The following is a 23,664-nucleotide window of genomic DNA, read 5'->3' on the forward strand; positions in this document are numbered from 1 at the left end:
TCCTGCGTCCCGCCGTGTCTCGGAGATTGGGCATCCTGCCACGCTTTACAGCGTGGATCGGGCGATCCGTTTGTGCCACTGGCGTTGATGGATCTGCCGGCCATCGAGTCGCGCAATCTGGGTGGCGCGCAGGTAGAACCATTGCGCGTCGGCGTGCAGGCCCAGGGTGCTGTCCACCTCCACCGACCAGGTGCCGCGGCCGGCCCGGTAGTGCCATTGGATGTCGGCCCGGGTCGACAGCGGGTCCCAGGGCAGGGTGCGGTATTGCTCGGTGCAGCGCTGGTCGACCCACAGGCCGTGATCGAGCAAGCGCAGGGCGCCCAGATCGTCATCGATACGCACGCAGACTTCGCCGCTGGCCACGTCTTCGCTGAGGGTGCGCTTGGGGGCGGCGGCGCGGATGATTTCCAGGTTGGCCGGAGGCGCGCTTTGCGGGGCTTCGAACGGACACGCCACGGGTTTGCCGATGAACACCGGCAATTGCACGCTCTGCAGCTCGGGCAGCAGGGTCAGGGTGGTCAGCTCCCGGGCTGGCCACAGCAAGGGGAAACTGGCGGTGCTCAACGCCAGGCGCAGGCGATAGCCGGCCGGCAGGCGATAACCGACATGGTCGAGGTTGAAGCGCACCTGCAGGGGCGCGCCGGGCTCGGGTGGGCTGGCCACGGCGAAGTCGTCGCGCAGCGACAGGTTCAGGGTGCCGTAGGAGATCTGCGCCACCTGACCGTCCGGGGCCACGGCATTGAGCCGGGCGACGATCTGCCCGCAAGGCCGGTCCGAGGTCAGGCGCAGATCCAGGCGCACATCACCCAGCAAGGCCAGGGGCTCGCTCAAGGGCTGGCTGTCGAAGCACAGCGAGTGGGCGTCGTCCCGGCGCTGGTCGGTGGGGCCGTCCGGGCCGAACCAGATGGCGCAGTACTCGCCCTGATGCAGGCCGGTGGTCAGGGGCGAGCAGATGCTGCGTCTTTCGCTCAGCGCTTGCTCTCCTGCGCTGAGCCCGCTGGCGCTGAGGCTGAAGCTCTGCCACTGGATCTGTGGATCGGGCCAGCCGGCAGTCCGGACCCAGACGCCCGGGCGTTCGGCGTAGCTGGCCTTGGGCGGCACGGCGTCCTGCAGGTAGAAGGTGCAGGCGGGCTCGTCCATCACCCCGTTGTCGATGCCCTTGAGCCAGTGGTCCCACCAGCGCTTGGCCTCCTGGAGAAAACCAATGGCCGGGTTGGGCACGGCAAAGTGCGGGTACTTGTGGATCCAGGGCCCGAGCAGGGCTTTCTTCGGGCCATTTAGGTGCTGCATCAGGCGCGGCACGCTGTTCTTGTAGGCATCGCCCCAGCCGCCGATGCAGTACACCGCGGCCTTGATTGCCGCGTAGTCCTCGCACACCGAGCCCTGGCGCCAGTAGTCGTCACGGGTCTGATGCTGCAGCCAGGTTTCCGCCAGCAGCGGCATGGCGTCCAGGCGTTGCTGCCATTGCGCCTGCCAGTCCGGTACCAGCAGCGGGTCGGGTACGGCGGCGCTGAAGTTGAGCATGGTGGCGGCCCAGCCCTGGTTCTCCATCAACAGGTTGCCGCCCTTGTAATGAATGTCGTCGGCGTAGCGGTCGTCGGTGGAGCACAGGGTAATGATGGCTTTCAGCGCTGGGGGTTGATGGGCGGCCACCTGCAGGCCGTTGAAGCCGCCCCAGGAGATGCCCATCATCCCCAGGTTGCCGTCGCACCAGGGTTGGGCGCAGAGCCAGTCGAGCACTTCCAGGGCGTCCTGTTGTTCCTGCGGCAGGTACTCATCGGCCATCAAGCCCTGGGACTCGCCGTTGCCGCGCATGTCCACGCGCACGCAGGCGTAACCCTGGCCCGCCATCCAGGGGTGGGTCAGGGCATCGCGCACGGCGGTGCCGTCGCGCTTGCGGTAGGGCAGGTATTCGAGGATCGCCGGGTAACGCCGGGTGCCGGCATCGGCCGGCAGCCAGATACGCGCGGCCAGTTGGGTGCCGTCACGCAGAGGGATCAGGCAGTGCTCGATCTCGCGGATCGGATGGGGAAAGTCGCGGATGACGTCCATGGGCTACTCCAGTCGAAAAAGGGGCCGGCACCGGGCCGAGCGCGGTGGATCACAGCAGGCTGAAGGGGTATTCGGTGACCAGGCGGATGTGGTCGACATCGCCGTTCGAGGTTCCGTGGATGCGGTAGGTGCCCTGGCGCAGGCTCAGGGACAGGTCCCTGGCGATGCCGCTCTGCACCCGGTAGCTCAGGTCGATGTCCCGCTCCCAGTGGCGCTCCTTGTCGGCGTAGTAGCGGTAGGGGCTGTCCCGGGGGATCCGCCGGCCGTCGACATGGCTGCCACGGATGTAGCGGGTGCCCAAGGACAGGCCGGGCAGGCCCAGGTGCTCCAGGTCGAGTCGGTAACCCAGGCTCCAGGAGCGCTCGCCGGGGCCGTTGAAGTCGGCGATCAGCGAGGCGTTGGCCAGGTAGATCGAGCTGTGGAAGCCGCCGCCACTCAGGGCCAGGTAGTCGAAGGGCTGCTGGCCATGGATGCGTTGGTGGGCCAGGGTCACGGTGTGCGGACCCTCCTTCAGGGCCAGCGCCGCCGACCAGGCCGTTACCGCGATGTCTCCGGCCAGGGCCTTGCCATCGTCCAGGGAACGATAGAGCCGCAAGTCCAGGTTCAGGCTGCGCCGATCCTCGGCGTCCAGGGGCTGGTCGAGGTTGAGGTTGAAGTAATGCTGGCGCCACAGGTCCTGGTAGCGCGAGCTGTAGAGCCCCAGCTCGACCTGGGGATGCAACTGGTAGGTGCCGCCCAGATAGCTGGCGTCGCCGCCCTCGACCCTGGCGTAACCGGCGTGGAAACCGCCCCGATGACCGGTCTGGTTGAAGTCCCGGGAGGCGGTGAAGTGTCCGCCCTCCAGCAACAGGCCTTCCACCTCGCGGCTGCTGAAAGCCAGGCCGGTGGCGGTCGCCGGCATCAGCCGGTTGTCGGCCAGGGCCAGCACCGGGGTCTGTGGCCGCAGGTCGCCGTACTTGAGCTCGGTATTGGACAGGCGCATTTTCAGCGCTGCCCCGGCGGTGGCCGATTCCCGGCGGCTGCTGCCGTCGCTGTCGCTGACCAGCATCATGGTGCGCGCCCGGCCGCCGCCGCTGTCGAGCCGGGTGGCGAAATAGGCATGGGCATCCAGGCCCCAGCCCAGGGTGCCTTGGGTGTAGCCGGAGGCGTAGTCCAGCTGCAGGCCCTGGCCCCATTCGCGGGCATCCAGGTCCAGCTGGCGATGGTCGTTGTTGCGGTAGTTGTTGCGCACCAGGCCGTTGATTCGGCTGTCTTCGACAAAGCCCCGGGATTGCGCCTGACTGGCGTGGGCCAGCGCCGGGCAGAGCAGCGTCAGGCCCAGGCCGCCCAGGATCAGGAGACGGACGTTCATGGGGTAGGCCCTCGTGGCGAGTGGCTTTCCCCGAGCTCGTCCGCTGGCAGCGGCGGCGTCAGCAAGGATGGGTTTTTCATCCAGATGATCAGTGCGCTGCTGGAGAGCAGGACGATCAGCATGCCCGGCAGCCCGCCCAGGTTGGAGAGCATCTTGACCCCGTCGATGCCGACGTAGGCCACCATCACCCAGGACACGCAGCCGATGATCGCGCCCCAGATCACCTTGAGCAGCGGGCTGCCGTCCAGATCGGAATCGGCAGTGACCCCGCGACTGCACAGATTGCCGATGACGTCGGTGCTGGAGTCGGCAGCGGTGACAAAGGAAATGAAGGCAATGAACAGCAGGAAGGCAATGATCAGGCCGCTCGCCGGCAACTGCTGGAACACCTGGTACAGCACGTGCTCCACCCCTTGCTCGTTGAGCACGCGGTTGAGTACCCCATCACCCTGGGCGTCGAAGTACAGGCTGCTGCCGGAGAAGATGCAGATCCACAGGGCGGTGAACAGCGCCGGGTAGAGCATGGAGATGTGGATGAACTCGCGCACGGTGTAACCACGGCCGATCTTGCCGAGGAACATGGCGCTCACCGGGGCCCAGGCGAACCACACCGACCAGTAGAACACCGTCCAGCTCTGGGGCCAGTGGTCGCCACTGGCCGCGCCGGTGAACAGGCTGCGGCCGAAGAAGGTCTGCAGGTAGGTGCCGAAGGACTCGATGCCGAGGCTGAAGATGTACAGGGTCGGCCCGCAGACCAGAACGAACAGCCCCAGGGCCAGCATGATCCAGGTATTGAAGGTGGAGAACTTGACGATGCCCTTCTGCAAGCCGCTGGCGGCGGAGAACACGAAGGTGGCGACGATCACCGCGATGATCAGTCCCAGGCGCAGCGGTGTGGTTTCTCCGCCGATGTACTGGCTCAGGCCGCCGGACAGGGTCAGGGCGCCGGTGCCCAGGGAAGAGGCCATGCCCGCCACCAGGGCGAACATCGCCAGGGTGTCGATCAGCCCGGCATGGCGCTTGACCCATGCCTGGCCGAGCAGGGGCTGCAGCATGGCGCCGATGGAGAAGTGGCCGCGCAGGTTGTAGAAAACCAGGGCGAACACCAGTGAGGGCACCAGATAGATGGCGTAGGGCGTCAGGGTCCAGTGCAGGAACATGCTGGACATGGCGAAGTGCTTGGCTTCGCTGCTGCCGGCTTCGATGTTCAGGCTCGGGGGCGGGCCATACAGGTGATAGAGCGGCTCGGCAGTGGTCCAGAACAGCACGCCGACCGCCAGGGTGGTGCACAGGGCCACCATGAACCAGCGCGGCTTGCTCAGCAGGGGCTTGGCGTCTTCGCCACCGATGCGCACCCGCCCCAGGGGCGAAAAGTAGACGATGGCGGTCAGTACCAGGAGGAAGAAGCTGCCGGCGCTGAACAGCCAGGAAAAGTTGTCGAGGATGATCCGGTTGAGCTGCCTGCTCACCGCCAGGAAGCCCTGCAGATCAAGGTGACTGGCAATCACCGCTGCCAACAGAATCAGGAAGGTGGGCCAGAAGACCCAGGCTCTTAACGGATACTTCATCAGTGAGGCACTCCCGTTGCTTATCTTTTTTATGGCCAGGCGAGGCCGCAGTTGCAGGGCGCCGCCGTGCAGCGCTGCGACGGTCCTAGATAAGCGTTGAGCGATGCGCGGTGGCAATCGACTAATGGGTATGGGGTCATTCCTTGAGGGAATGGGCGATGGCACCCGGCTGCCAGGGGCGATGGCCGGGTCGATGGGCGCAACAGGCATTCCAGAGCGCTTGCCGCAGGGGCCAGCGGCAAGCCTTCGGTAGTTGATGGCCGGACGCCTGCGGGGGCTGAGGAGGCGGACGCTCCGGGGCAGATTCGTACTTGAACTAAGGGCGGAGCTTGGCGGCCTGTGAGGCGGGCAAATAATGGCTTAAAGCCACCTTTCTGCAGGGGTGTGATGTCGCCGTAGTGGCACTTGCGGGGCGGAATTCGGCGGGGTGTCGATTGCCCTGCAAAATCCCTTTTCGCCAATTGTGTAACAGGCACCAAATCGCTAATCTGCGGCCTTTCCAACGCCCGTTGTCGCCGGGCGCTCCCATTGTGAATATTTGCAGCCGCGCCGAGGATCTGGCGCCAGGGTTTCCCCATGCATGGCAGGACGCATTACATGCGCGTTTTCTCCTCCCTTCTGCTGACCTTGCTGCTGGCCGGCACGGCCCTCGCCGAGCCTTCCGCCGAGCTGCAGGAACCCCTGGCCGGCTGGCGCTATTCCGGCTTGCTGGACCGCACCGAGCAGGACCGGGTGGCCTACCCGACGCCACCTATCGACCGCGGCGTCCAGCGCAATCGCACCCTGATCGAGGGCCAGCTCAAGGCCATCGGCCATTTGCGCCAGCCCCACAGTCTGTCGGTCAACGGCAATCCGCTGAATCTGTACACCGACGAACAGGGCCGCTTCGCCCGCCCTTATGCGTTTGGCGCCGGCTCCAACAGCGTCGAAGTGCGCAGCTCAGAGGGCAAGTCCCTCAAGCGCGTGCAGTTCTACGAGGCCAACCCGAACAAGACCCCGCCGCGGATCCGCGTGGTGCTGGGCTGGGACGATCCCAAGGCCGAGCTGGACATGCACATCATCACCCCCGACGGCCAGCACGCCTTCTTCGGCCATCCCGGCCTGACCAATGGCGGCGGCCTGGACCCGGACGGCGTCGACGGCCCGGGCCCGGAGATGTTCACCATGACCGCGCCGCTGCGGGGCACCTATCTGATCTACGTCAACTACTGGGGCAACTTCGGCAGTGGCGGGTACAACTTCGACGAAGGCAGCAATCAGAACGAGGTGATCACCTCGCAGATCAACCTGATCCTTAACGAAAACACCGTCGATGAGAAACGCGAGACCTTTATCGTGCCCATGCGGGCCATCGGCGACCTGTTGCTGGTCAAGTCTTTCAACTATTGAACATCCCGCACCACGGATGAATTGGGCTTTGTGAATCATGAGCGAAAACACCGCATCCCCGGTGGCCGGCGTGCCCGGCCCTGAACAATCCGGCAGCAAACGGCGCTGGCCGGCTCTGGTCGCGGGCCTGTGCCTGGTGGCGGCCGCCATCGCGGGCGTGGGCTGCAAGCCCAAGACCCCGCAGGCCGATCTGGCCGGCGACAAGCTGGGCCTGAGTCGTCCTGACGGGCTGCTGGAAACCCATTCCCTGACGCAACTGCCCAAGGACCTGCTGGCGGTGCCTTTCCTCAAGGAAACCCTGACCGAGGACTTCGTCTTCTACTACCAGGCCCATGCCGACCGCCTGGGGCTGATCGGCAGTCTGCGGCGGATCATCTACGAGCATGACCTGAAACTGCAGGACAACCTGATCGAACAACTGTTCGACCAGCCGGCGGACGTGGCGTTGTGGCGCGGTGCCGACGGGCGCCTCAAGGACTTCCTGCTGGTGATGGACCGCGGCGGCCTGGCCAAGCTGCTGGAGCCTCTGGCCAAGGTCGCCCTGGACGACACGCAACTGAGCAAGCTGGCCGAGCTCAAGGTCGGTGGCGATGCGGTGACGCTGTACCAACTGAACTACAACGCCGGCAAATCCCTGGCGTTCGCCTCCCACGGCGACAAGCTGGTGGTGTTGTCCAACCCGAGCAAACTGTACGACCTGAGCCAAGGTGCCGACGATCAACACGGCGCCGTCTCCACGGCGGCCCTGGAGGCGCTGCTCAATGGTGACAAGCTGTTCCCCGAGGCGTTCGGCCTGGAGGCGCGCAAGCCCGAGGTGCAGCAGCGGCTGGCGGTCAACGCCGGTGTCCTGGCCATGGGTTACCAGCGGTTCATCCCCAACTTCGCCGGTCTGCGTTTCGACATGGACGACAAGGGCTGGCACAGCTATCTGGCCCTGCAGGAGCAGGACAACCAGCCGGACTTCGACTTCAAGCCGATCTGGCAGGCCATGCCCATGGGCGCCAGTGCCTGCGTGGCGCTGCCTCTGGCGGCGGAGCAGCAGAAGCCCTTGCTGGTCAAGCTCGGTGCCGAAGAAGCGATGGCCACGACCCTGACCGAGCACATGGCCGGCACCGCCGGGCTGTGCTGGTACGCCGATTCCCGGCTGTACACGCCGCTGCTGGTGGCCAGCCTCAAGGACAAGGACAACACCCGGCTCGATGGAGAACTGGGCAAGCTGTTCGGCTCCATGGTCGGGGCCCGGGAAAGCAAGGTGCCGGAGCGCCTGTTCCCGGTGGTCGAGCAACACAATGGCGAGGTGCACCAGTGGCAGCGCCAGGTCAGCTCCAACTTCGGCCAGTACCCGGCCAAGGAGGCCAAGGACCCGCAAGCCATCACCGGCCGCGCCTTCATGCAGGTCAGCCTGGCCCGCCACGGTTCGACCCTGGTGTTCTCCCTGGACGACAAGCTGGTGACCAAGGCCCTGGGCACCCTGGACAAGCGCTTCCCGCCCCTGGCCGACGTGGTGCCCAAGGATGCGCTGATGCCGGTGTACCTGGGCCCGCAGTCCCTGGCGCAGCTGATCCAGCAGGAAACCTTCGACAGCCTGCCCCAGGACATGGAGCCGGTGTTCAACAACGCCGCGCAAACCTACCTGGTGCCCAAGCTGCGCACCCTCGGCGGTTATGGCAAGTACGCCCTGACCCTGCCTGAAGGCAGCGAGCCCAACGGCCACTGGCAATGGCTGCCCCTGCAATGGCGCGCGCTGTGAGTGCATGGCGCAAGAGTCTGTCCAGCCTCGGCCTGTTGGCCCTGTTGCTGAGCAATGCCGTGGGCGCGACCCAGGTGCCGCCGCTGGACGTGCAGCAGTCCCAGGTGTTCCGTGCCTGGTTCGTGCGCATTGCCCAGGAGCAACTGAGCCAGGGGCCGAGTCCGCGCTGGTATCAGCAGGACTGCGCGGGGCTGGTGCGCTTTGCCGCCAACGAAGCGCTCAAGGTCCACGACAGCAAGTGGCTGCGGGCCAACGGCTTGTCCAATCGCTACCTGCCGCCGGAGCTGCAATTGAGCGAAGGCCAGCGTGGCCTGGCCCAGCAGTGGCAGCAGGGCGGCGGCCAGACCGGGCCCTACGTCAATGCGATCAAGCTTATCCAGTTCAACAGCCACCTGGTCAGCCGTGACCTGGGCCAGGCGCGCCCCGGCGACCTGCTGTTCTTCGACCAGGGCGACGACCAGCACCTGATGATCTGGATGGGCCGCAACATCGCCTATCACACCGGCACCACCACCCCCACCGACAACGGCATGCGCTCGGCCAGCGTGCAGCAACTGATGACATGGAAGGACACCCGATGGATACCCGACCCCGCCAACCCCAACTTCATCGGCATCTATCGACTGAACTTCCTCACCCAATGAGCGAATCGCGTATGTGGCGTTTTCTGTTTCGACTGACTGTTGTTCTGACCCTCGCGGCCCCCGCGAGCCTGGTCAATGCCGAAGACTCGGTGCCGTCCAGCGATTACGCGGCGGTCTCCGGCGAGAGTTTCTTCCTCCTGGCCGACAGCAGCTTTGCCAGCGACGAGCAGGCCATGGTGCGCCTTGAGGCCCCGGGCCGGGATTACCGGCGCTTTCGCATGGAACCCTACGGCGGCGCGGACATCCGGGTGTACCGGATCAACCAGCCGCTGGACTTCCTCAAGCGCCAGAAGAACCTGCACCGGGTAGTCAGTGACGGTCAGTTCAAGGGCGAGGGCCTGTCCAACACCCTGGCCTACCTGTGGGACAACTGGTATCGCAAATCCCGCCGGGTGATGCAGCGCGCCTTCTCCTACGAGTCGCGCAAGCAGGTGACCGAGGAGGTGCCGGAACTGAAGGTCGGCAACTCCCTGCTGGCGCCCACCCCCTATGACGCACAGCCGCAGTTCGCCCTGATCCCGGGGCTGCCGCTGGTGACCCAGTTCCGTTATCCGCTGTGGCAGGCCAAGCCGATCCAGCCGCCGGCCGGGGTTGACCTGTCCGGCTCCTCCAGCCAGTTCATCAACGTCGCGCCGGGCAACGTCTATATCCCGCTGGGGCAACTCAAGCCGGGCCTGTACCTGGTGGAAGCCTTGGTGGGCAAGTACCGCGCCACCACCATGGTCTTTGTTTCCAATACCGTGGCGGTGAGCAAGATCGCCGGTGATGAACTGCTGGTCTGGGCCGCGGGCAAGCATGAAGGCAACTCGGTGTCCAAGGTCAACGTGCTGTGGACCGACGGCCTGGGCGTGATGAACAGCGGCGCCACCGACGAACAGGGCCTGGTGCGCCTGAAACACGTCAGCCCCGAGCGCTCCTACGTGATCGGCGAGGACCAGGAAGGCGGGGTATTCGTCTCCGAGAACTTCTATTACGACAGCGAAATCTACGACACCAAGCTCTATGCCTTTACCGACCGGCCGCTGTATCGCCCGGGGGACTGGGTATCGCTGAAAATCGTCGGCCGCGAATTCAAGAATGCCCGGGATTCGGTGCAGCCGGGGGCCGGCACGGTGAATGTCAGCGTGCTGGATGCCGCCGGCACCGCGCTGCAGAACCTGACCCTGAACCTGGATGCCAAATCCGGTACCCAAGGCCGCTTCCAACTGCCGGAAAATGCCGTGGCCGGTGGTTATGAGCTGCGTTTTGCCTACAAGGACCAGGTCTACAGCAGTGCCTTTCGCGTGGCCGAATACATCAAGCCGCATTTCGAGATTTCCCTGAGCCTGGCCAAGCCGGATTTCAAGACCGGCGAGCCGGTGAAGGGCAATCTGGTGCTGCTCTATCCGGACGGCAAGCCGGTGGCCAATGCGCGCCTGCAGCTGAGCCTGCGGGCCCAGCAACTGTCGATGGTGGACAACGAGTTGCAGTACATGGGCCAGTTCCCGGTGGAACTGACCAGCGCCGAGCTGACTTCTGACTCCAAGGGCAGTGCCACCCTCGATCTGCCCGCGGCCAGCAAGCCGAGCCGCTACATGCTCACCGTGTTCGCCAGTGACGGCGCGGCCTACCGGGTCAAGACCACCAAGGAAATCCTCATCGAGCGCGGCGCTGCAAGCTTCAGCCTGAGTGCGCCACAGCGCTTCAGCGCCGCCGGCGACAAGGTGCAGTTCAGCTACGTCAACCAGAACACCGGCGAGCAGAGCCAGAAGGTTTCCCCCAGCCGCTACAGTTGGGTGCGCCTGGAAGACCAGTCCACCGGCGAGGGCAAGCTGGGCGAGGCCGACAAGGGCTTTGCCCTGGCCTTCGAGCGTCCCGGCACCTACAACCTGACCCTGAAGGACGAACATGATCGGGTCCTGGGCGGCACCAGCCACTCGGTCACCGGCGAAGGGGTGAAAGCGGTGCCGGGCACCGTGGAAATCGTTCTCGACAAGCCCGAGTACCAGGCCGGTGACGAAGCCCTGGCGCTGATCACCTTCCCCGAGCCGATCAACGATGCGCTGCTGTCGCTGGAGCGCGACAAGGTCGAGGCCACGGCGCTGCTGTCCAAGGGCGGTGACTGGCTGAAGGTGGAAAAACTCAGCCCCACCCAATACCGCGTGCGGGTCCCGGTGAAGGATAGTTTCGCGCCGAACCTGACCTTCTCCGTGCTCTACACCAAGGGCGGGGAATACAGCTTCCAGAATGCCGGGATCAAGGTGCTGACGCCGCAGATCGATGTGGCCATCCACACCGACAAGGACAAGTACCAGCCGGGTGACCTGGTCACCGTGGACCTGTCCACCCAGTTCGCCGGCAAGCCGGTGCCGGCGCACCTGACAGTCAGCGTGGTGGACGAAATGGTCTACGCCCTGCAACCGGAAGTGGCGCCAAGCATCGACCAGTTCTTCTATCACCCACGGCGCAACAATGTGCGCACCAGCGCCAGCCTGTCGTTCATCAGCTACGACGTGGCCCTGCCGGGCAGCCCCACCGCACCAGGCAAGGCCAACCGCAGCGAACGCGGGGTCAAGGTGCTGGAGCGACCACGGCGCGAAGACGTTGACACCGCTGCCTGGCAGCCGGAGCTGGTGACCGATGGCAGCGGCAAGGCGCGTTTCACCTTCCGCATGCCCGACTCCCTGACCCGCTGGCGCATCACTGCCCGGGCCATCGCCGATGACGGCCAGGTGGGGCAGAAGAAGCAGTTCGTGCGCTCGGAAAAAGCCCTGTACCTGAAGTGGAGCGGCCCGACCCGCTTCCGCAGTGGCGACAAGCCGGAGCTGGGGGTGTTTGTCTTCAGCCAGTCCGAGCAGACGGCCAAGGCCGAGCTGGTGGTTCGTTATGCCGGGGAGTCCCAGCGTCTGCCGCTGACCCTCAACAGCGGTATCAACTACGTGGCCCTGCCGGCCATTGCCCCGGGCAACGGCGAGTGGAGCGCCGAGCTGGTGCAAGGCGGCAAGACCGTGGATGCCCTGGCCGTGCGCCTGCTCAGCAGTGCCGCCGGTTGGCAGACGGTGCAGACCCAGAGCCTGGACGTGGCCGGCACCAGCACGCCGTTGGGCCTGCCGGCCGATGCCGCGCAGATCCGCCTGCGCCTGGACGACAGCCCGCAAGCGCTGTTCCGTTCGGCCCTGGACGACCTGCTGGAATACCCTTATGGCGGCGTCGAACAGACCGCCAGCCAACTGCTGCCGTTGAGCGTTGCCTACCCGGCGCTGGCCAGCAACCCGCAGATTCGCGATCGCTTGCGCCTGATCATGCAGAACAGTCGCCTGCGCCTGGTGCACATGGCCGGGCCGGAAGCGGCGTTCACCTGGTGGGGTGAAGACGCCGATGCCGATGCCTTCCTCACTGCTTACGCCTATTACGCCGATTGGCATGCCAGCAAGGTCATGGACCTGAACCTGCCGCCGGAGCACTGGCAGCGGGTGCTGGAGGTCTACGCCAAGCAGGCCGGCAATACGCCGTTGCTGCAACGGGCGCTGATCCTGTCCTTCGCCCGTGAGATGAACCTGCCGATCGCGACGCTGGTCAGGGGCCTGATGGATGATCTGGCCAAGGTCGGTAGCGGTCCGGCTGACAGCGTGGACGCTGGCAGCAGCGACAGCCTGGTGATGGCGGATGCGGATTCGGCCCTCGGTCTGGCCGCTGCCCGGGTGTTGACCGCGGCCCTGGCGCGGGACGCCAAGGTCACCCCGCCACCGGCCTTCGTGGCGCAGTTGGACGCGGCCCAGCAACAGCTCGACCTCAGTTCGCAGCCGTTCGCTCAGGCCCTCAACCTGTCCTTGAAGCCTTTCGATCAAGCGACGGCGCGCGCCCTGCTGCAACGCCTGCTGCCATCGCAACCGACCCTGGACCGGGCCCTGGCCCTGACCTGGCTGCAGCGCAGCGTGGCTCAGGCCGCACCGGCCGTGGCCCTGAACCCGGGGCAGGGCTGGCAACAGCAGCAAGGCGCCAGCGGCGAACGCTACTGGCTGTGGCAGGGGCCGCAGGTGCCTGCGGTGCTGACCCTGGACCCGTTGCCGGAGCGGCCGTTGCGTGCGTCGCTCAGCTACCAGAGCCAACTGGAGGCGGGTACGCCCTTGCCGGTGAACATCACCCGTCGTCTGTTGCGCCTGGTGCCGGGCGACGAGGCGTTCACCTTCAAGCTGGAACCGGTGGGCAACAAGCCGATCGCCAGTGACGGCCTGTACCTGGACGAAGTGATCATCGCCAACGAGAGCAAGCGGCCGCTGCTGTACGGCATGCTGGAAGTGCCGCTGCCGCCGGGTGCCGATGTCGAGCGCACCACCTGGGGGATCAAGCTGGCCGGTCCTGCGGGCACGGAAGCGGCGTCCCTGGAGAAGGCCCGCTTCGAACCCGGGCAGATGAGCTACGCGGTGCCGCTGGATGCCTTGAACGACAGCAGCGAAGTGCGTCTGCGGCACTTGATCCGCTTCTCCCAGAAGGGCCAGTTCAACCTGCCTGCGGCACGTTTCTATCAGGTCTACGCGCCGGAGCATCAGGCTCGGGAGCGCACGCCGGCACTGGGTCAGGTCACGGTCAAATAACATGACGCGGTGTTGGGCCTGGTTGTGCCTGTGTCTACTCCCTGGGCTGGTGACAGCCCAGGACGAGCCTCTGCGCCTGGCCTGGAAAACCGCCCCGGACAGCGAGCTGGTGAGCCTGAGCAAGACCCAGGTGCTGGCTCGCGAGCCGTTGCCCCAGGACCTGCAGGCACCCCTGGGCAGTGTCTGGAAGCTCTTTGTCTATGCCTGGTTGGCGGACACCGGCGCGCAAGAGCCGGCCTATGCCTGCCAGGGCAAATCCAAGGACGAGGTCTATTGCTGCACGGCCGGTGGCAGCATCGCCCGGGATCAGGCCCTGGTCCGTTCCTGCGGGTTGTACTTCGAGCCGCAACGCTTGCAGCTGTCCAGCGCCGACTGGCGCCAGTACTGGCAAGCCCGCCATGCGCCCGAGTGGTTGCGCGATCTCGACCGCCTGCAGCCGCAGACCCGGGTGCCGGTGGCGGAGCTGTTGCAGGTGCTGGCGCAGTTGCCGGCTCAGGAGACGGCACGCCGGGTGCTGCTGGATGTGGTGCTCAACGCCTCCGATGGCGCGGTGTTGGGAGCCTTGGGCGGGCGCCTGCGGGTCAAGACCTGGAGCTGGCTGGCGGACCAGGACCCGCAGTCGCGCCAGGGCGGTTTTGCCGGTTGGCTGGTGGACGGCACACCCCTGTGGGTGGGGGGACGAGGCACCAGTCAGCGGGTGTTGAAGGATTACGCCCAGGTTCTGGACCAGGTACTGCCGCAGCGTCCGGCCCTGGACAAAGGCCGTTGCGTGGAGGTCAGCCTGTTCTCCCGCTATCCGCTCAAAAGCGTCAGCCAGAATGCCCGGGCCGCCAGGCCAGGTGCCCTGCAAGGGGATTACCAGGTGGAATTCGCCAATGGCAATCAATTGGATATCCACAGTGGCGGCGAGCTTTTCCTGCAAGCTGACGCCTCGGCCCTGCAACTGGTGGCCCGCCTGGACCGCGAGGAATACGTGGCCCGGGTGCTGCAGCGCGAGGCCTCCAGCGAACCCCGGGAAGCCGCCAAGGCCCTGGCTGTGGCCATACGTACCTATCTGTTGCAGAACGCCGGGCGCAGTGGTGAATGCCTGAGCATCGATGACAGCAGCAACCGCCAGCGGGTCGCCCCGCGTCCGGCCACCGCCGAGGCGCGGGCCATCGCCGCCTGGACTGCCGATCTGGTGCTGGCCGGAACCCAGGTCACCTACCATTCGGATCTGCAGGCGCCGGACAAACTGTCGTGGCAACAGGCGGTGGAACAGGCCCGGGCCGGCCAGGGCTACGACGCGATCCTGCTCCACGCTTACCCGCGGGCCAGCCTCAGTCGCTGGGACAATCCACAGGCTTCCTGTGAGCCCTTGCCGGCCGCTCAGGACTGGCTGCTGAACCAGCGTCGGCGCTGGCGCCAGCCCCTGGAACAGGAGGTCGGCTACAACGAAATCAGCCAGTTCGCGGTGTGCCGCCTGAGCTTCGGCCGGCCCTACGTCGACCGTGAACGGCAGCGCATCTACGTGCGTGGCGTGCTCTCGCTGCAAGACCGCCTCGACCTGACTCACGAATACCTGCACCTGGCCTTTGAAGCTCATCCCAACGGCCAGGATGAAACCTACATCGAAGGGCTCGCCCGTCATCTTTTATTGGAATAGGCCATGAAACTTCCTGCTCCCCCGGTCCTCCTGTTCCTTTGTGGAATGTTCAGCCTGCCCATGGCTCTGGCCGACAGCGGCATTCGGCTCGACACGCCCAAAGGCGGCTGGCGGACCCGCGCCGTCGATGGCGAGCAATACATGCAGGAGGTCAATTACCCGGCCTCCTCGGTGAACACGCCCCAGGGCCAGGCCGATAGCGCGCGCATCAGCGGGCAGATAAAAGGCGCGCCGAAGGCCAACAAGGCGCCAGGCAAGCTGATCGTCAACGGCGTCAGCATGCCGCTCAAGTTCGATGAACAAGGCGGTTTCGACCGGCCTTACGCCTTCCCCAACGGCAGCAACAGCGTGGAGGTGCGCAGCCCCGACGGTCAGCAGCGCAAGCGCGTGCAGTTCCTCAATACCGGTGGTGGCGTGACCCCGCCCAAGTTGCGCGTGCTGCTGTCCTGGGACAGCGACAACACCGACCTCGACCTGCACCTGGTGACCCCCGATGGCGCGCACATCTGGTACGGCGATCGCGTGGCCCCCAACGGCGCGACCCTGGACGTGGACGTGACCACCGGCTACGGCCCGGAGATCTTCTCCATGCCGGCGCCGCTCAAGGGCCAGTACCTGGTGTATGTGAACTACTACGGTGGCGGCTATCGCAGTGACGAGGATGCAGACGGCGGCCAGGAAAACGCCGTGCAGCCGCTGACCACGGCCCAGGTCACGGTGATCACCGAGGAGGGTACGCCGGATGAGAAGAGCGAATCCTTCATCGTGCCGATGCGTGCCCCCGGAGAGCTGACCCTGGTGCGCAGTTTCAGCTATCCATGATCGGGCTCAATCGCTGCGTCTGCCCGGGCATTGCTTCATTGCCCTGAGACAATACGAGCGCCCGGCGTTTGCCTTGCAATGAAGCACCATTCATTGGCAGGGAAATGCGCAACATGGGTGCTTTTCAATCGTGGTTGAAGTGCTGTGTGATGGCCGGCAGCTGTGTCTCCGGCCTGGTGTTGGCCGCGGGCGCCGACGGGTTGCAGCGGGTCAAGGTGGATCTGGTGACGCCGCCTCAGGTGCATGCCCATGAACAGGTGGTCAGCGGGCCACCGAAGGTCGTGCAGTTCCACATGCAGGTGGAAGAGAAAAAGATGGTGGTCGATGACCAGGGCACCACGCTGCAGGCCATGACCTTCAACGGCTCCATGCCCGGTCCGACGCTGGTGGTGCACGAGGGCGACTACGTCGAACTGACCTTGAGCAACCCGGCCAGCAACAGCATGCCCCACAACATCGATTTTCACGCCGCCACCGGCGCCCTGGGCGGGGCCGCGCTGACCCAGGTCGTGCCGGGCCAGGAGGTAGTGCTGCGGTTCAAGGCCGATCGCAGCGGCACCTTTGTCTACCACTGCGCGCCGTCGGGCATGGTGCCCTGGCACGTAGTCTCGGGCATGAGCGGAACCTTGATGGTGCTGCCGCGCGATGGCTTGAAAGACCCTGCCGGCAAGCCCTTGCACTATGACCGGGCCTACACCATCGGTGAGTTCGATCTGTATATCCCCAAGGACAAGGACGGGCATTACAAGGACTACCCGGACCTGGCCTCCAGCTACCAGGACACCCGTGAAGTGATGCGCAAGCTGACCCCGAGCCATGTGGTGTTCAACGGCCGGGTCGGGGCTCTGACCGGGGCCAATGCGTTGACCGCCAAGGTCGGGGAAAGCGTGCTGTTCATCCACTCCCAGGCCAACCGCGACAGCCGTCCGCACCTGATTGGTGGCCATGGTGACTGGGTCTGGACCACCGGCAAGTTCGCCAATGCCCCTTTGCGCAATCTGGAAACCTGGTTCATCCCCGGCGGTTCGGCGCTGGCCGCGCTCTACAACTTCAAGCAGCCCGGCACCTACGTGTACCTCAACCACAACCTGATCGAGGCCATGGAGCTGGGGGCCCTGGCTCAGGTCAAGGTCGAAGGCACCTGGGACGATGACCTGATGACCCAGGTGAAGTCCCCGGGGCCCATTGTTCCGGCCAAGCCTTGACCTGAAGCCGCGCCGTGGCCGCGGGGTTCAGGCCGTAGCGCCGAAACCTTGCATCAGAGGTTCAGGGCGAACTTCAGGTAGCCCGGGTACGCCTGGCGCCAGTCGTCCTGGAAGGTATGGCCCTCGGCATGCTCATGGCTCTGGACCTGGTTGCCGGGCGCCAGGGCCTGCTGCGTGGTGGCGGTGAGCTTCTGGTTGCTTTCGTGCTCCTGGGCGCCGTGGACGATGACGATGCGCTTGTCCCGGGCCCGGGGTTCGCCGAACGGAATCCGGTAGCCGCCGGGGGACAGCAGCAACGCGCCGCTGTATTGCTGCGGGTACTCGGCGATCAGGTGCGAGGCATGCTCGGCGCCTTGGGAGAAGCCCATCAGGGCGATGCGCGAGCGGTCGATGCGGGTCTGCTTTTCCAGCTTCTTCAGGGCGGCGCTGACCGCCTCCTGGGTGCTGTCCACCGAATGCGGCTGCCACATGAACTGATGCTCGTCGCGCTTGAGGGTGCCGTTGATGCCCACCAGCACCGCCTGCTCGCCCACAAGGTCGGCGCGCATGTCGATGCCGTCGCTGCCTTCGGTGCCGAATCCCGACAGCCAGACCACCACCGGCCAGCCTTCGGCGGGGGCCTTGCCCTGGGGAATGCTGAAGGCCGCCAGGCCGGCATCCTTGGCCTTGGCCGGGTAGTTCTTCTCGGCGCCCTGCAGCAGCTTCTGGTAGGCCGGGGTCTGCTGCAGTGATTGCAGTTCGTCGTCTTCCTTGAGGATCACCCACTGCCAGAAGCCACGCTCGCGGGCCTGATCGAGGAACTCGGCGGCGCGCGTGTTCTTGTTCATGGCGGCCAGGCTGCCAGCTGCCTGGTAGGCGGCGTAGGCATTCTTCGGGTCGAGACGGGCGGCGGTCAGGTAGTAGGCGAGGGCGCCGGCGTAGTTGTCGTGCTGGCTCTTTTCGTTGTCCCCGGCTTCGATGAAATCGGCCGGCGTGGCGTCGTCCAGGTACAGATTGGCCATGGCCGCCAGGCCTTGCCAGCGGCCTTTGGCGACGTCCTGCTGGTCTTCGGCGTGGACGTTGGTGAGGCTGAGGGCGGTAAATAGGCAGAGGAACGACAGCGGCAGGCGTACAGCGGCCGGCAACGACATGACTGAGAGTCCTTTTTCAGTGGAAGACGCCTCGGGCGGGTGCCCGAAACGGCGCGCAGCTTAACATGGCAGGTCGCGTCCCTCGACGACCTGCGCATTTGCCGTTGTCAGTCTTGCAGCGGGGCAGAGCTCGTCGTTCAGTCGCTCTGATCGGTGGTGGAAAGCACTTCGTCGATCTTCCAGCAGCCCTTGTCCTTGATCATCCGTACATCGACGATCTGGGTGGTATCCGGGGTGCTGCCCAGCGTGACCTGTTCCTTGGCGCTGGAACCCTTGATCTGCGGCTCGCTGACCTTGATCTGGGTCAGCCACTCATCCATGTAGTCCTGGGCCTTGAGGAAGTAGTCCTCTTCCAGGCCATCGGGGCTGGCCATCTGCTTTTTGATCTTGGCGATCAGCGAGTCGGAGACGTACTTCTTCATTTCCGGGACGCTGTCGGTGATCGGGTCCTTGTCTTCGCTGAAGGTTTGCAGGTACCAACTGTAGAACGCCTGGGTGACAGGCTTGGGCGAACTGGCGCAGTCGGCCAGGGCCAGTGGCTGATGCAGGGCGACGGCGGCCGCGGCCAGCAGCGAGCAGAACAGCATTCTCATGGAGGACCCCTTACGGATGGCGATAGATTTTGTAGTCGGGCTTGTGCACCCGATAGGAATGCCCTGGGTAGAAACCGTGCAACTGCTTGAAGTCTGACACCCAGAGTGAACCGTTGAACATCGCCATGTGCCCATGGGGATGGCCGGGAATCGGCTGAATGATCACTACATCACCGGCCTGAGGCGTCTGGCCAGCGGGTTGCTCGACGAATCCGGCCGAGGTCAGGGATGAGCCGAAGTCCTTGGCCGAATGCTTCCTGTGCAGAATCACCCCACCGCCGCCAGCCTCGATCGCCTGGCGGGTGTAGGCGGCACAGCGTCCGGTACTGCCGGCGTGAGCATGCGCGTTCAAGTGATCGATAGCGGCTTGTTTATTCCACATTCCTTGTCATCCGAGAGTCCTTGAGAGCGGCGATTTTATTCTTGCGCGGGGATGCCGGAAATACTGGCTAAGTGCCTTGGCTTCGGGCTTTGGGCACGAGGGGGGCAGTTACGTATCCGATTTGTGAAACGCGACGTTCCAACGGCATGCGCATACGCTTGCTGTTTAGGGGCTGCGTTATGAGATTGTTGAAAGCGACCAGTCGTCAGTCTGCGATTTGATTGCTAAAGGTATTTTTGAGTCTTTTGAAATACTCTAGTTCGAACGGACGCAATGAGGCCAACTGCTATCGATGCCTCCATTCGAAATACCTATGAGGTGAATTTATCGAGATCGACAGTATGAAGGATAAGAGTGGGGGGCTTAAGTCATATCATTAATAGCTTTTTTCAGACTCGTGCTCTGATCGATGATGGGGCGTATGTTCTAGAAATTGAGAGGGGACAAGGAGCGTGTGTTGTTGTGAACCCTCTCGTCGTTCAGTTTTGTGCGGCATTGAGGCGAGAATTCACCTTGCCGAAAATCTCAGAAATAGCATGCATATCCTTTTGTAACGCGACTAACAGCATCATGCTGTACAGATGTATCAACGAATACTGCAGATTTTTTGAATAAAAGTAATGAGGGGCGGCAGTCTCTGTGGGTAGAAAATTAAGGCGAACACCATAAGGGGACGGAGATGTGTATGGAATTTCCTAAGTTTTCGCATGCGCCTGGCTCAGGGCGGAGGGTTCATGTTTGTTTCACAAAGAAGGAGCGTAAATGATGTTGGAAGGCTGTACGTTAAATTATAAGCTATTTATATTTTTGTATTTTGAAAAAGCTCGAATAGAATAATGTCTGAAGCTTTTCAGTAAAGGCACAGGGCAGTGGTTGGTTAGAGGAGTCGCCTGCGGATCACATTATCCTAATAATTGTTGTCATTAAATGAGAGCTTCAAACTGGTTATGGCCCTTACTAGATGAAGTCGGTTACGGGTTCAAGGGGGGGGATGAGTCAGGTTCGACATGGAGTTTTATCGATGTGAGGCTTCATTCTAGATGAGGTGCAGCTTGCCTCTCTTGCCTCGAGGTGTCCCCTCCGAATCGCGTTTGCTCGCGCTGGTCTTGGTCGGATTGAGATCACAGAGAATGATGGTATCCACGAATGACGGTTCGGCGCAGCGAGAGTCCTTTTCAATAAAGCTAGCTGTGCATGGGGCAGGCCCGCAGCTTCATTTCCTACGAGTATCGTTCTCTACATCGAGATAGAGGGGGGCGATGAGCATGTGCTGGCAAGGTCGCGTTGGAGGCTTATCTGCTTATGCTTGCTGTGCATTCGTGGTCGGAAAAGCTCATTTGGCTCATGGACGGCCCGGATCAGCTAGTCAGTCGTATCACAGCACGCCTGCGGACTTGATTGGAGAGTTCTTAGGTCTATATGATGACACCCCTGCAGTTTTTGGTGCGTCTCTCAACTGGAGTTATGGATGATCCATCTCGCAGCAATCCGCATCATTGCTGGAGCTAATCCTCCCGGCAAATGTCGCCGCCTCAAATAGCTTGCTTGGACTTAAAATGTTTATGCAGTTATTTTCTAGTGCTGAGTTTATATGGCTCGATCAAGGTTTATAGAATTATGATTAATTATAAATTTTCTGATTTGTTTAAGTGGCGAGATCTTGTTTTTAATCTCGTCGCGAAGGAAATCAAGATTCGCTACATGGGGGCTGCTCTCGGTTTTGCCTGGTCTCTCGGGAATCCGCTGGTTGTGACTCTTATCTATTATATAGTATTTACCTATATTCTTCCTAGTAGTCAAGATCGCTTTGCCTTGCACCTGGTGACTGGCGTATTTCACTGGATGCTTTTTAGTCAGATTGTATTGCAAAGTAGCGATTGGTTGATTGGGAACAGTAGTTTGATAAAGAAGCTACGTTTTCCACGTATTCTATTGCCTCTTTCGGGCGCTATAACGGTCGGCTCATTTTGGCTTGTTGCAATGGCGGTATATGCCGTTTTGTATAAGTTTCTAGGCGGTATCGTAAGTGGTGCCCTCTTTTGGTATCCGCTAGTATTGATTCCGTATGTTGCGATGATATTGGGTCTTGGTTTTGCGGTAAGTGTCTTGCAGATTACCCATCGTGATATTAAGCATGTTACTGAGGTTTTTGTGCCTCTTTTGTTCTGGCTTACGCCGATTGTTTGGGTTACCTCAACCTTGCCGCAAGAAGTCGTGAGAGTGGTGTCATTTAACCCGCTTGCACCATTTTTTAATTGTTTTACCGCGATACTGCATGAAGGCGTCCGACCTTCGTGGGCTGATCTAATGCTTTGCTGGGGTATTGGGTTGTCAACAATTGCGGCAGGGTTGATTGTGTTTAAACGTACTGACAAAGTGGTCGAGCTCCTATGAACAATATTGTCCTTAAAGTTCAAAATCTGAGTAAGGAGTTTACTTTACGGCACAATCGGGGCGGTATGAAACATAAAATTGCGGGTTTTTTTAATCCGAATTTTAAAGAGCGCGTGGAAAGGCTTAGTGCGGTTAGTGATGTATCTTTTACCCTTTGCAAGGGGGAGTCGATTTCATTGGTGGGTCATAATGGGTCAGGGAAAAGTACGCTCTTGCAGTTGGTTAGTGGAATATTGCTTCCGACAAGTGGCTCTGTTGTTTCTTATGGTCGCATTGCGCCACTTATTGAGCTGGGGGTCGGGTTTCATCCGGAGCTTACCGGTGAGGAAAATATATATCTTAATGCCAGTCTTTATGGGTTGAGCAATAAAGAGACGCGTGCTCGTTTCAATGATATTGCGGACTTTTCGGGGCTTGGCGATTTCATTGATACGCCAGTTAAGAATTACTCATCGGGCATGTACATGAGGCTTGGTTTTTCGGTGGCTGTGCATGTGGATCCGCAGGTCCTACTCGCTGATGAGGTTCTTGCTGTAGGTGATGAGGAGTTCCAAAATAAATGTTATCAAAGAATTCGCGATATGCAGGATGATGGTATGGCTTTGATTCTAGTTACTCATTCGAAGGATCAAGGGCAGCTCTTCTGTAAGCGTTATATTCATCTCGAAAAAGGACGTGTTGTCGGTGAAGGGTGCTATTAGTTTGTTTGTGAATTAACGCAGATCCAGTTTGATGTCCATAATACTGGTAAACCCAACTAGACCTTAAAGGTGATCCTGTGCTCCAAATTATTGTCCCCATGGCCGGAGCTGGCAGTCGATTTGCAGTAGCTGGTTATAAAGATCCTAAACCACTTATCCCTGTACATGGCGTCCCCATGATCAAGGTTGTCATCGACAATCTCACTCCACAACGCGAGCACAAGTTTATTTTTATTTGCCAGGCTACGCACGTCGAACAATACGGCCTGCGTGAGAAGCTTGGCGCTTGGGCTCCTGGCTGCCAAATTGTAGAGCTTAATGGGATCACCGAAGGTGCAGCGTGCACCGTCCACGCGGCCAAAGCGCTGATCGACAACGAAAATCCCGTGATGATCGCCAACAGTGATCAGTACGTTGATCTAGATATCAACGACTATCTGGATGCAATGGATAGCGCGTCTGCTGACGGGATCATTATGACCATGAAGGCCGACGATCCTAAATGGTCCTTTGTCGGCTTTAATGAGGCGGGCACGATCAATCGTGTTGTTGAAAAAGAAGTTATTTCTGACGAAGCGACCGTTGGGATCTACAACTTCCGCAGCGGTCACCAATTGATCGAGGCTGTCGAGCAGATGTTCGAGAAGGATCTGCGAGTCAATGGCGAGTTTTACGTCGCGCCTGCTTACAACGAGATTATCGACAAGGGGGCTCGTATTATCCATTACACAGTGGGCTCCGAAGGTCAGGGTATGTATGGTCTTGGAATCCCTGCTGATCTTGATTACTTCCTTTGTAATCCGATCAGCAAGCGGGCTGTCGCCGGCAGGAGCCGCTGATATGGAGATCATCAGTCACCGCGGTTACTGGCTGGAGCCCCATGAGCGAAATCAGCCAGTTGCATTCCACCGATCATTCGATCTGGGTTACGGCACCGAAACCGATGTGCGTGATTGTGCTGGTCGTCTCGTCATTTCCCATGATATGCCCACTGGTCAGGAGATGACCCTAGACGACCTGCTCGATATCATGGGGGGGCGTAACCTTCCCTTGGCAATCAATATCAAGGCAGACGGGCTGGCGCAGGTTTTGGCAGCAAAGTTTAAAGATCGCAACCATACTAATTGGTTTGTATTTGATATGGCTGTTCCGGACATGCGTGGTTACTTCAATGAAGGGGTATGCACTTATACCCGCCTGAGTGATGTCGAGCCCATGCCTGCTTGGCTTGATCAGGCTGCTGGCATCTGGCTGGATCATTTCTCTCATGGCCATTATCCCAACTGCGAGATTGTTAAGTACCTGAGTCATGGCAAGAAAATCTGTGTGGTCTCACCGGAACTGCATGGGCGTGATGTTGCTGATGCTTGGGGTTCGCTGCGCCAGCTGAATACTTTGCCTGGGCTTATGCTTTGTACGGACAAGCCAGAGCAAGCGGATTGTTTTTTCAACAACGCTGGCTGA

General features: G+C 61.8%; 17 protein-coding genes. 11 read left to right on the plus strand and 6 right to left on the minus strand.

The genetic code is table 11. The annotated features are described in order from the left end of the window. Nucleotides 1-45 precede the first annotated feature (45 nt). Genes L1O02_RS03625 through L1O02_RS03635 form a run of 3 tightly spaced genes read right to left on the minus strand, consistent with a single transcriptional unit; the run spans nucleotide 46 to nucleotide 4,971 of the window. Nucleotides 46-2,052, minus strand: coding sequence for a CocE/NonD family hydrolase (locus L1O02_RS03625; protein WP_235759536.1), 2,007 nt, complete (start codon nucleotides 2,050-2,052; stop codon nucleotides 46-48). Between the two features lie 49 nt (nucleotides 2,053-2,101). Then, on the minus strand, nucleotides 2,102-3,403 hold the full coding sequence (locus tag L1O02_RS03630) for an OprD family outer membrane porin (RefSeq protein WP_235759538.1): 1,302 nt from the start codon (nucleotides 3,401-3,403) through the stop codon (nucleotides 2,102-2,104). Beyond that, a complete protein-coding gene (locus L1O02_RS03635) occupies nucleotides 3,400-4,971 on the minus strand; it encodes a BCCT family transporter (protein ID WP_235759540.1) in 1,572 nt (523 codons plus the stop codon). The genes L1O02_RS03630 and L1O02_RS03635 overlap by 4 nt, the downstream gene beginning before the upstream one ends. A gap of 597 nt (nucleotides 4,972-5,568) precedes the next feature. On the opposite strand from L1O02_RS03635, the gene L1O02_RS03640 reads away from it, so the two are divergent. From L1O02_RS03640 to nirK, 7 genes are all read left to right on the plus strand, one after another. After that, the gene (locus L1O02_RS03640; RefSeq protein ID WP_060844747.1) at nucleotides 5,569-6,360 is read left to right on the plus strand and encodes a DUF2135 domain-containing protein; all 792 of its coding nucleotides are present in this window, start codon (nucleotides 5,569-5,571) and stop codon (nucleotides 6,358-6,360) included. Between the two features lie 37 nt (nucleotides 6,361-6,397). Further along, the gene (locus L1O02_RS03645; RefSeq protein ID WP_108546150.1) at nucleotides 6,398-8,110 is read left to right on the plus strand and encodes a DUF2138 domain-containing protein; all 1,713 of its coding nucleotides are present in this window, start codon (nucleotides 6,398-6,400) and stop codon (nucleotides 8,108-8,110) included. Beyond that, entirely contained in the window at nucleotides 8,095-8,754 is a 660-nt protein-coding gene (locus L1O02_RS03650; protein ID WP_060841286.1) for a DUF1175 family protein, read from the plus strand. Before L1O02_RS03645 ends, L1O02_RS03650 begins: the two co-directional genes overlap by 16 nt. After that, the gene (locus L1O02_RS03655; RefSeq protein ID WP_281063661.1) at nucleotides 8,751-13,328 is read left to right on the plus strand and encodes an alpha-2-macroglobulin; all 4,578 of its coding nucleotides are present in this window, start codon (nucleotides 8,751-8,753) and stop codon (nucleotides 13,326-13,328) included. The genes L1O02_RS03650 and L1O02_RS03655 overlap by 4 nt, the downstream gene beginning before the upstream one ends. 1 nt (nucleotide 13,329) lies before the next feature. Beyond that, entirely contained in the window at nucleotides 13,330-14,973 is a 1,644-nt protein-coding gene (locus tag L1O02_RS03660; protein WP_060841284.1) for a DUF2300 domain-containing protein, read from the plus strand. 3 nt (nucleotides 14,974-14,976) lie between these two features. Continuing rightward, complete coding sequence (locus L1O02_RS03665; protein ID WP_060841283.1) at nucleotides 14,977-15,795, plus strand: DUF2135 domain-containing protein; 819 nt, start codon at nucleotides 14,977-14,979, stop codon at nucleotides 15,793-15,795. A 113-nt stretch (nucleotides 15,796-15,908) separates the two neighbouring features. Beyond that, the gene (gene nirK / locus L1O02_RS03670; protein ID WP_235759544.1) at nucleotides 15,909-17,000 is read left to right on the plus strand and encodes a copper-containing nitrite reductase; all 1,092 of its coding nucleotides are present in this window, start codon (nucleotides 15,909-15,911) and stop codon (nucleotides 16,998-17,000) included. A 53-nt stretch (nucleotides 17,001-17,053) separates the two neighbouring features. On the opposite strand, the gene L1O02_RS03675 is transcribed toward nirK, so the two are convergent. The 3 genes from L1O02_RS03675 to L1O02_RS03685 all read right to left on the minus strand — a co-directional run bounded on the left by L1O02_RS03675 (nucleotide 17,054) and on the right by L1O02_RS03685 (nucleotide 19,105). Continuing rightward, entirely contained in the window at nucleotides 17,054-18,130 is a 1,077-nt protein-coding gene (locus tag L1O02_RS03675) for a dienelactone hydrolase family protein (protein ID WP_235759547.1), read from the minus strand. Nucleotides 18,131-18,267: 137 nt separating this feature from the next. Further along, nucleotides 18,268-18,723 carry a DUF3828 domain-containing protein gene (locus L1O02_RS03680; RefSeq protein WP_060844742.1) on the minus strand — a complete coding sequence of 152 codons (456 nt, stop codon included), beginning with the start codon at nucleotides 18,721-18,723 and terminating at the stop codon, nucleotides 18,268-18,270. 10 nt (nucleotides 18,724-18,733) lie between these two features. Continuing rightward, on the minus strand, nucleotides 18,734-19,105 hold the full coding sequence (locus L1O02_RS03685; protein WP_060841280.1) for a hypothetical protein: 372 nt from the start codon (nucleotides 19,103-19,105) through the stop codon (nucleotides 18,734-18,736). A gap of 1,617 nt (nucleotides 19,106-20,722) precedes the next feature. Between L1O02_RS03685 and L1O02_RS03690 the strand changes: the two genes are divergently transcribed. The 4 genes from L1O02_RS03690 (at nucleotide 20,723) to L1O02_RS03705 (ending at nucleotide 23,664) form a co-directional block, all read left to right on the plus strand. After that, nucleotides 20,723-21,499 carry an ABC transporter permease gene (locus tag L1O02_RS03690; RefSeq protein ID WP_108546154.1) on the plus strand — a complete coding sequence of 259 codons (777 nt, stop codon included), beginning with the start codon at nucleotides 20,723-20,725 and terminating at the stop codon, nucleotides 21,497-21,499. After that, nucleotides 21,496-22,200: an ABC transporter ATP-binding protein gene (locus L1O02_RS03695; protein WP_108546155.1), complete on the plus strand. Its 705-nt coding sequence runs from the start codon at nucleotides 21,496-21,498 to the stop codon at nucleotides 22,198-22,200. Before L1O02_RS03690 ends, L1O02_RS03695 begins: the two co-directional genes overlap by 4 nt. A 77-nt stretch (nucleotides 22,201-22,277) precedes the next feature. Beyond that, nucleotides 22,278-23,039 (plus strand): glycosyltransferase family 2 protein, encoded by a 762-nt coding sequence (locus L1O02_RS03700; RefSeq protein ID WP_108546156.1) that lies wholly within the window; start codon nucleotides 22,278-22,280, stop codon nucleotides 23,037-23,039. A gap of 1 nt (nucleotide 23,040) precedes the next feature. After that, nucleotides 23,041-23,664 (plus strand): phosphodiesterase, encoded by a 624-nt coding sequence (locus L1O02_RS03705; RefSeq protein WP_235759549.1) that lies wholly within the window; start codon nucleotides 23,041-23,043, stop codon nucleotides 23,662-23,664.

This window comes from Pseudomonas sp. BC42, from assembly GCF_021560055.1.
GTDB lineage: Bacteria > Pseudomonadota > Gammaproteobacteria > Pseudomonadales > Pseudomonadaceae > Aquipseudomonas.

Bases quoted from the DNA above. Each gene is read 5' to 3' on its own strand.
- L1O02_RS03625 (WP_235759536.1), bottom strand. From the start codon at position 2,052: ATGGACGTCATCCGCGACTTTCCCCATCCGATCCGCGAGATCGAGCAC.
- L1O02_RS03630 (WP_235759538.1), bottom strand. From the start codon at position 3,403: ATGAACGTCCGTCTCCTGATCCTGGGCGGCCTGGGCCTGACGCTGCTC.
- L1O02_RS03635 (WP_235759540.1), bottom strand. From the start codon at position 4,971: ATGAAGTATCCGTTAAGAGCCTGGGTCTTCTGGCCCACCTTCCTGATT.
- L1O02_RS03640 (WP_060844747.1), top strand. From the start codon at position 5,569: ATGCGCGTTTTCTCCTCCCTTCTGCTGACCTTGCTGCTGGCCGGCACG.
- L1O02_RS03645 (WP_108546150.1), top strand. From the start codon at position 6,398: ATGAGCGAAAACACCGCATCCCCGGTGGCCGGCGTGCCCGGCCCTGAA.
- L1O02_RS03650 (WP_060841286.1), top strand. From the start codon at position 8,095: ATGGCGCGCGCTGTGAGTGCATGGCGCAAGAGTCTGTCCAGCCTCGGC.
- L1O02_RS03655 (WP_281063661.1), top strand. From the start codon at position 8,751: ATGAGCGAATCGCGTATGTGGCGTTTTCTGTTTCGACTGACTGTTGTT.
- L1O02_RS03660 (WP_060841284.1), top strand. From the start codon at position 13,330: ATGACGCGGTGTTGGGCCTGGTTGTGCCTGTGTCTACTCCCTGGGCTG.
- L1O02_RS03665 (WP_060841283.1), top strand. From the start codon at position 14,977: ATGAAACTTCCTGCTCCCCCGGTCCTCCTGTTCCTTTGTGGAATGTTC.
- nirK (WP_235759544.1), top strand. From the start codon at position 15,909: ATGGGTGCTTTTCAATCGTGGTTGAAGTGCTGTGTGATGGCCGGCAGC.
- L1O02_RS03675 (WP_235759547.1), bottom strand. From the start codon at position 18,130: ATGTCGTTGCCGGCCGCTGTACGCCTGCCGCTGTCGTTCCTCTGCCTA.
- L1O02_RS03680 (WP_060844742.1), bottom strand. From the start codon at position 18,723: ATGAGAATGCTGTTCTGCTCGCTGCTGGCCGCGGCCGCCGTCGCCCTG.
- L1O02_RS03685 (WP_060841280.1), bottom strand. From the start codon at position 19,105: ATGTGGAATAAACAAGCCGCTATCGATCACTTGAACGCGCATGCTCAC.
- L1O02_RS03690 (WP_108546154.1), top strand. From the start codon at position 20,723: ATGATTAATTATAAATTTTCTGATTTGTTTAAGTGGCGAGATCTTGTT.
- L1O02_RS03695 (WP_108546155.1), top strand. From the start codon at position 21,496: ATGAACAATATTGTCCTTAAAGTTCAAAATCTGAGTAAGGAGTTTACT.
- L1O02_RS03705 (WP_235759549.1), top strand. From the start codon at position 23,041: ATGGAGATCATCAGTCACCGCGGTTACTGGCTGGAGCCCCATGAGCGA.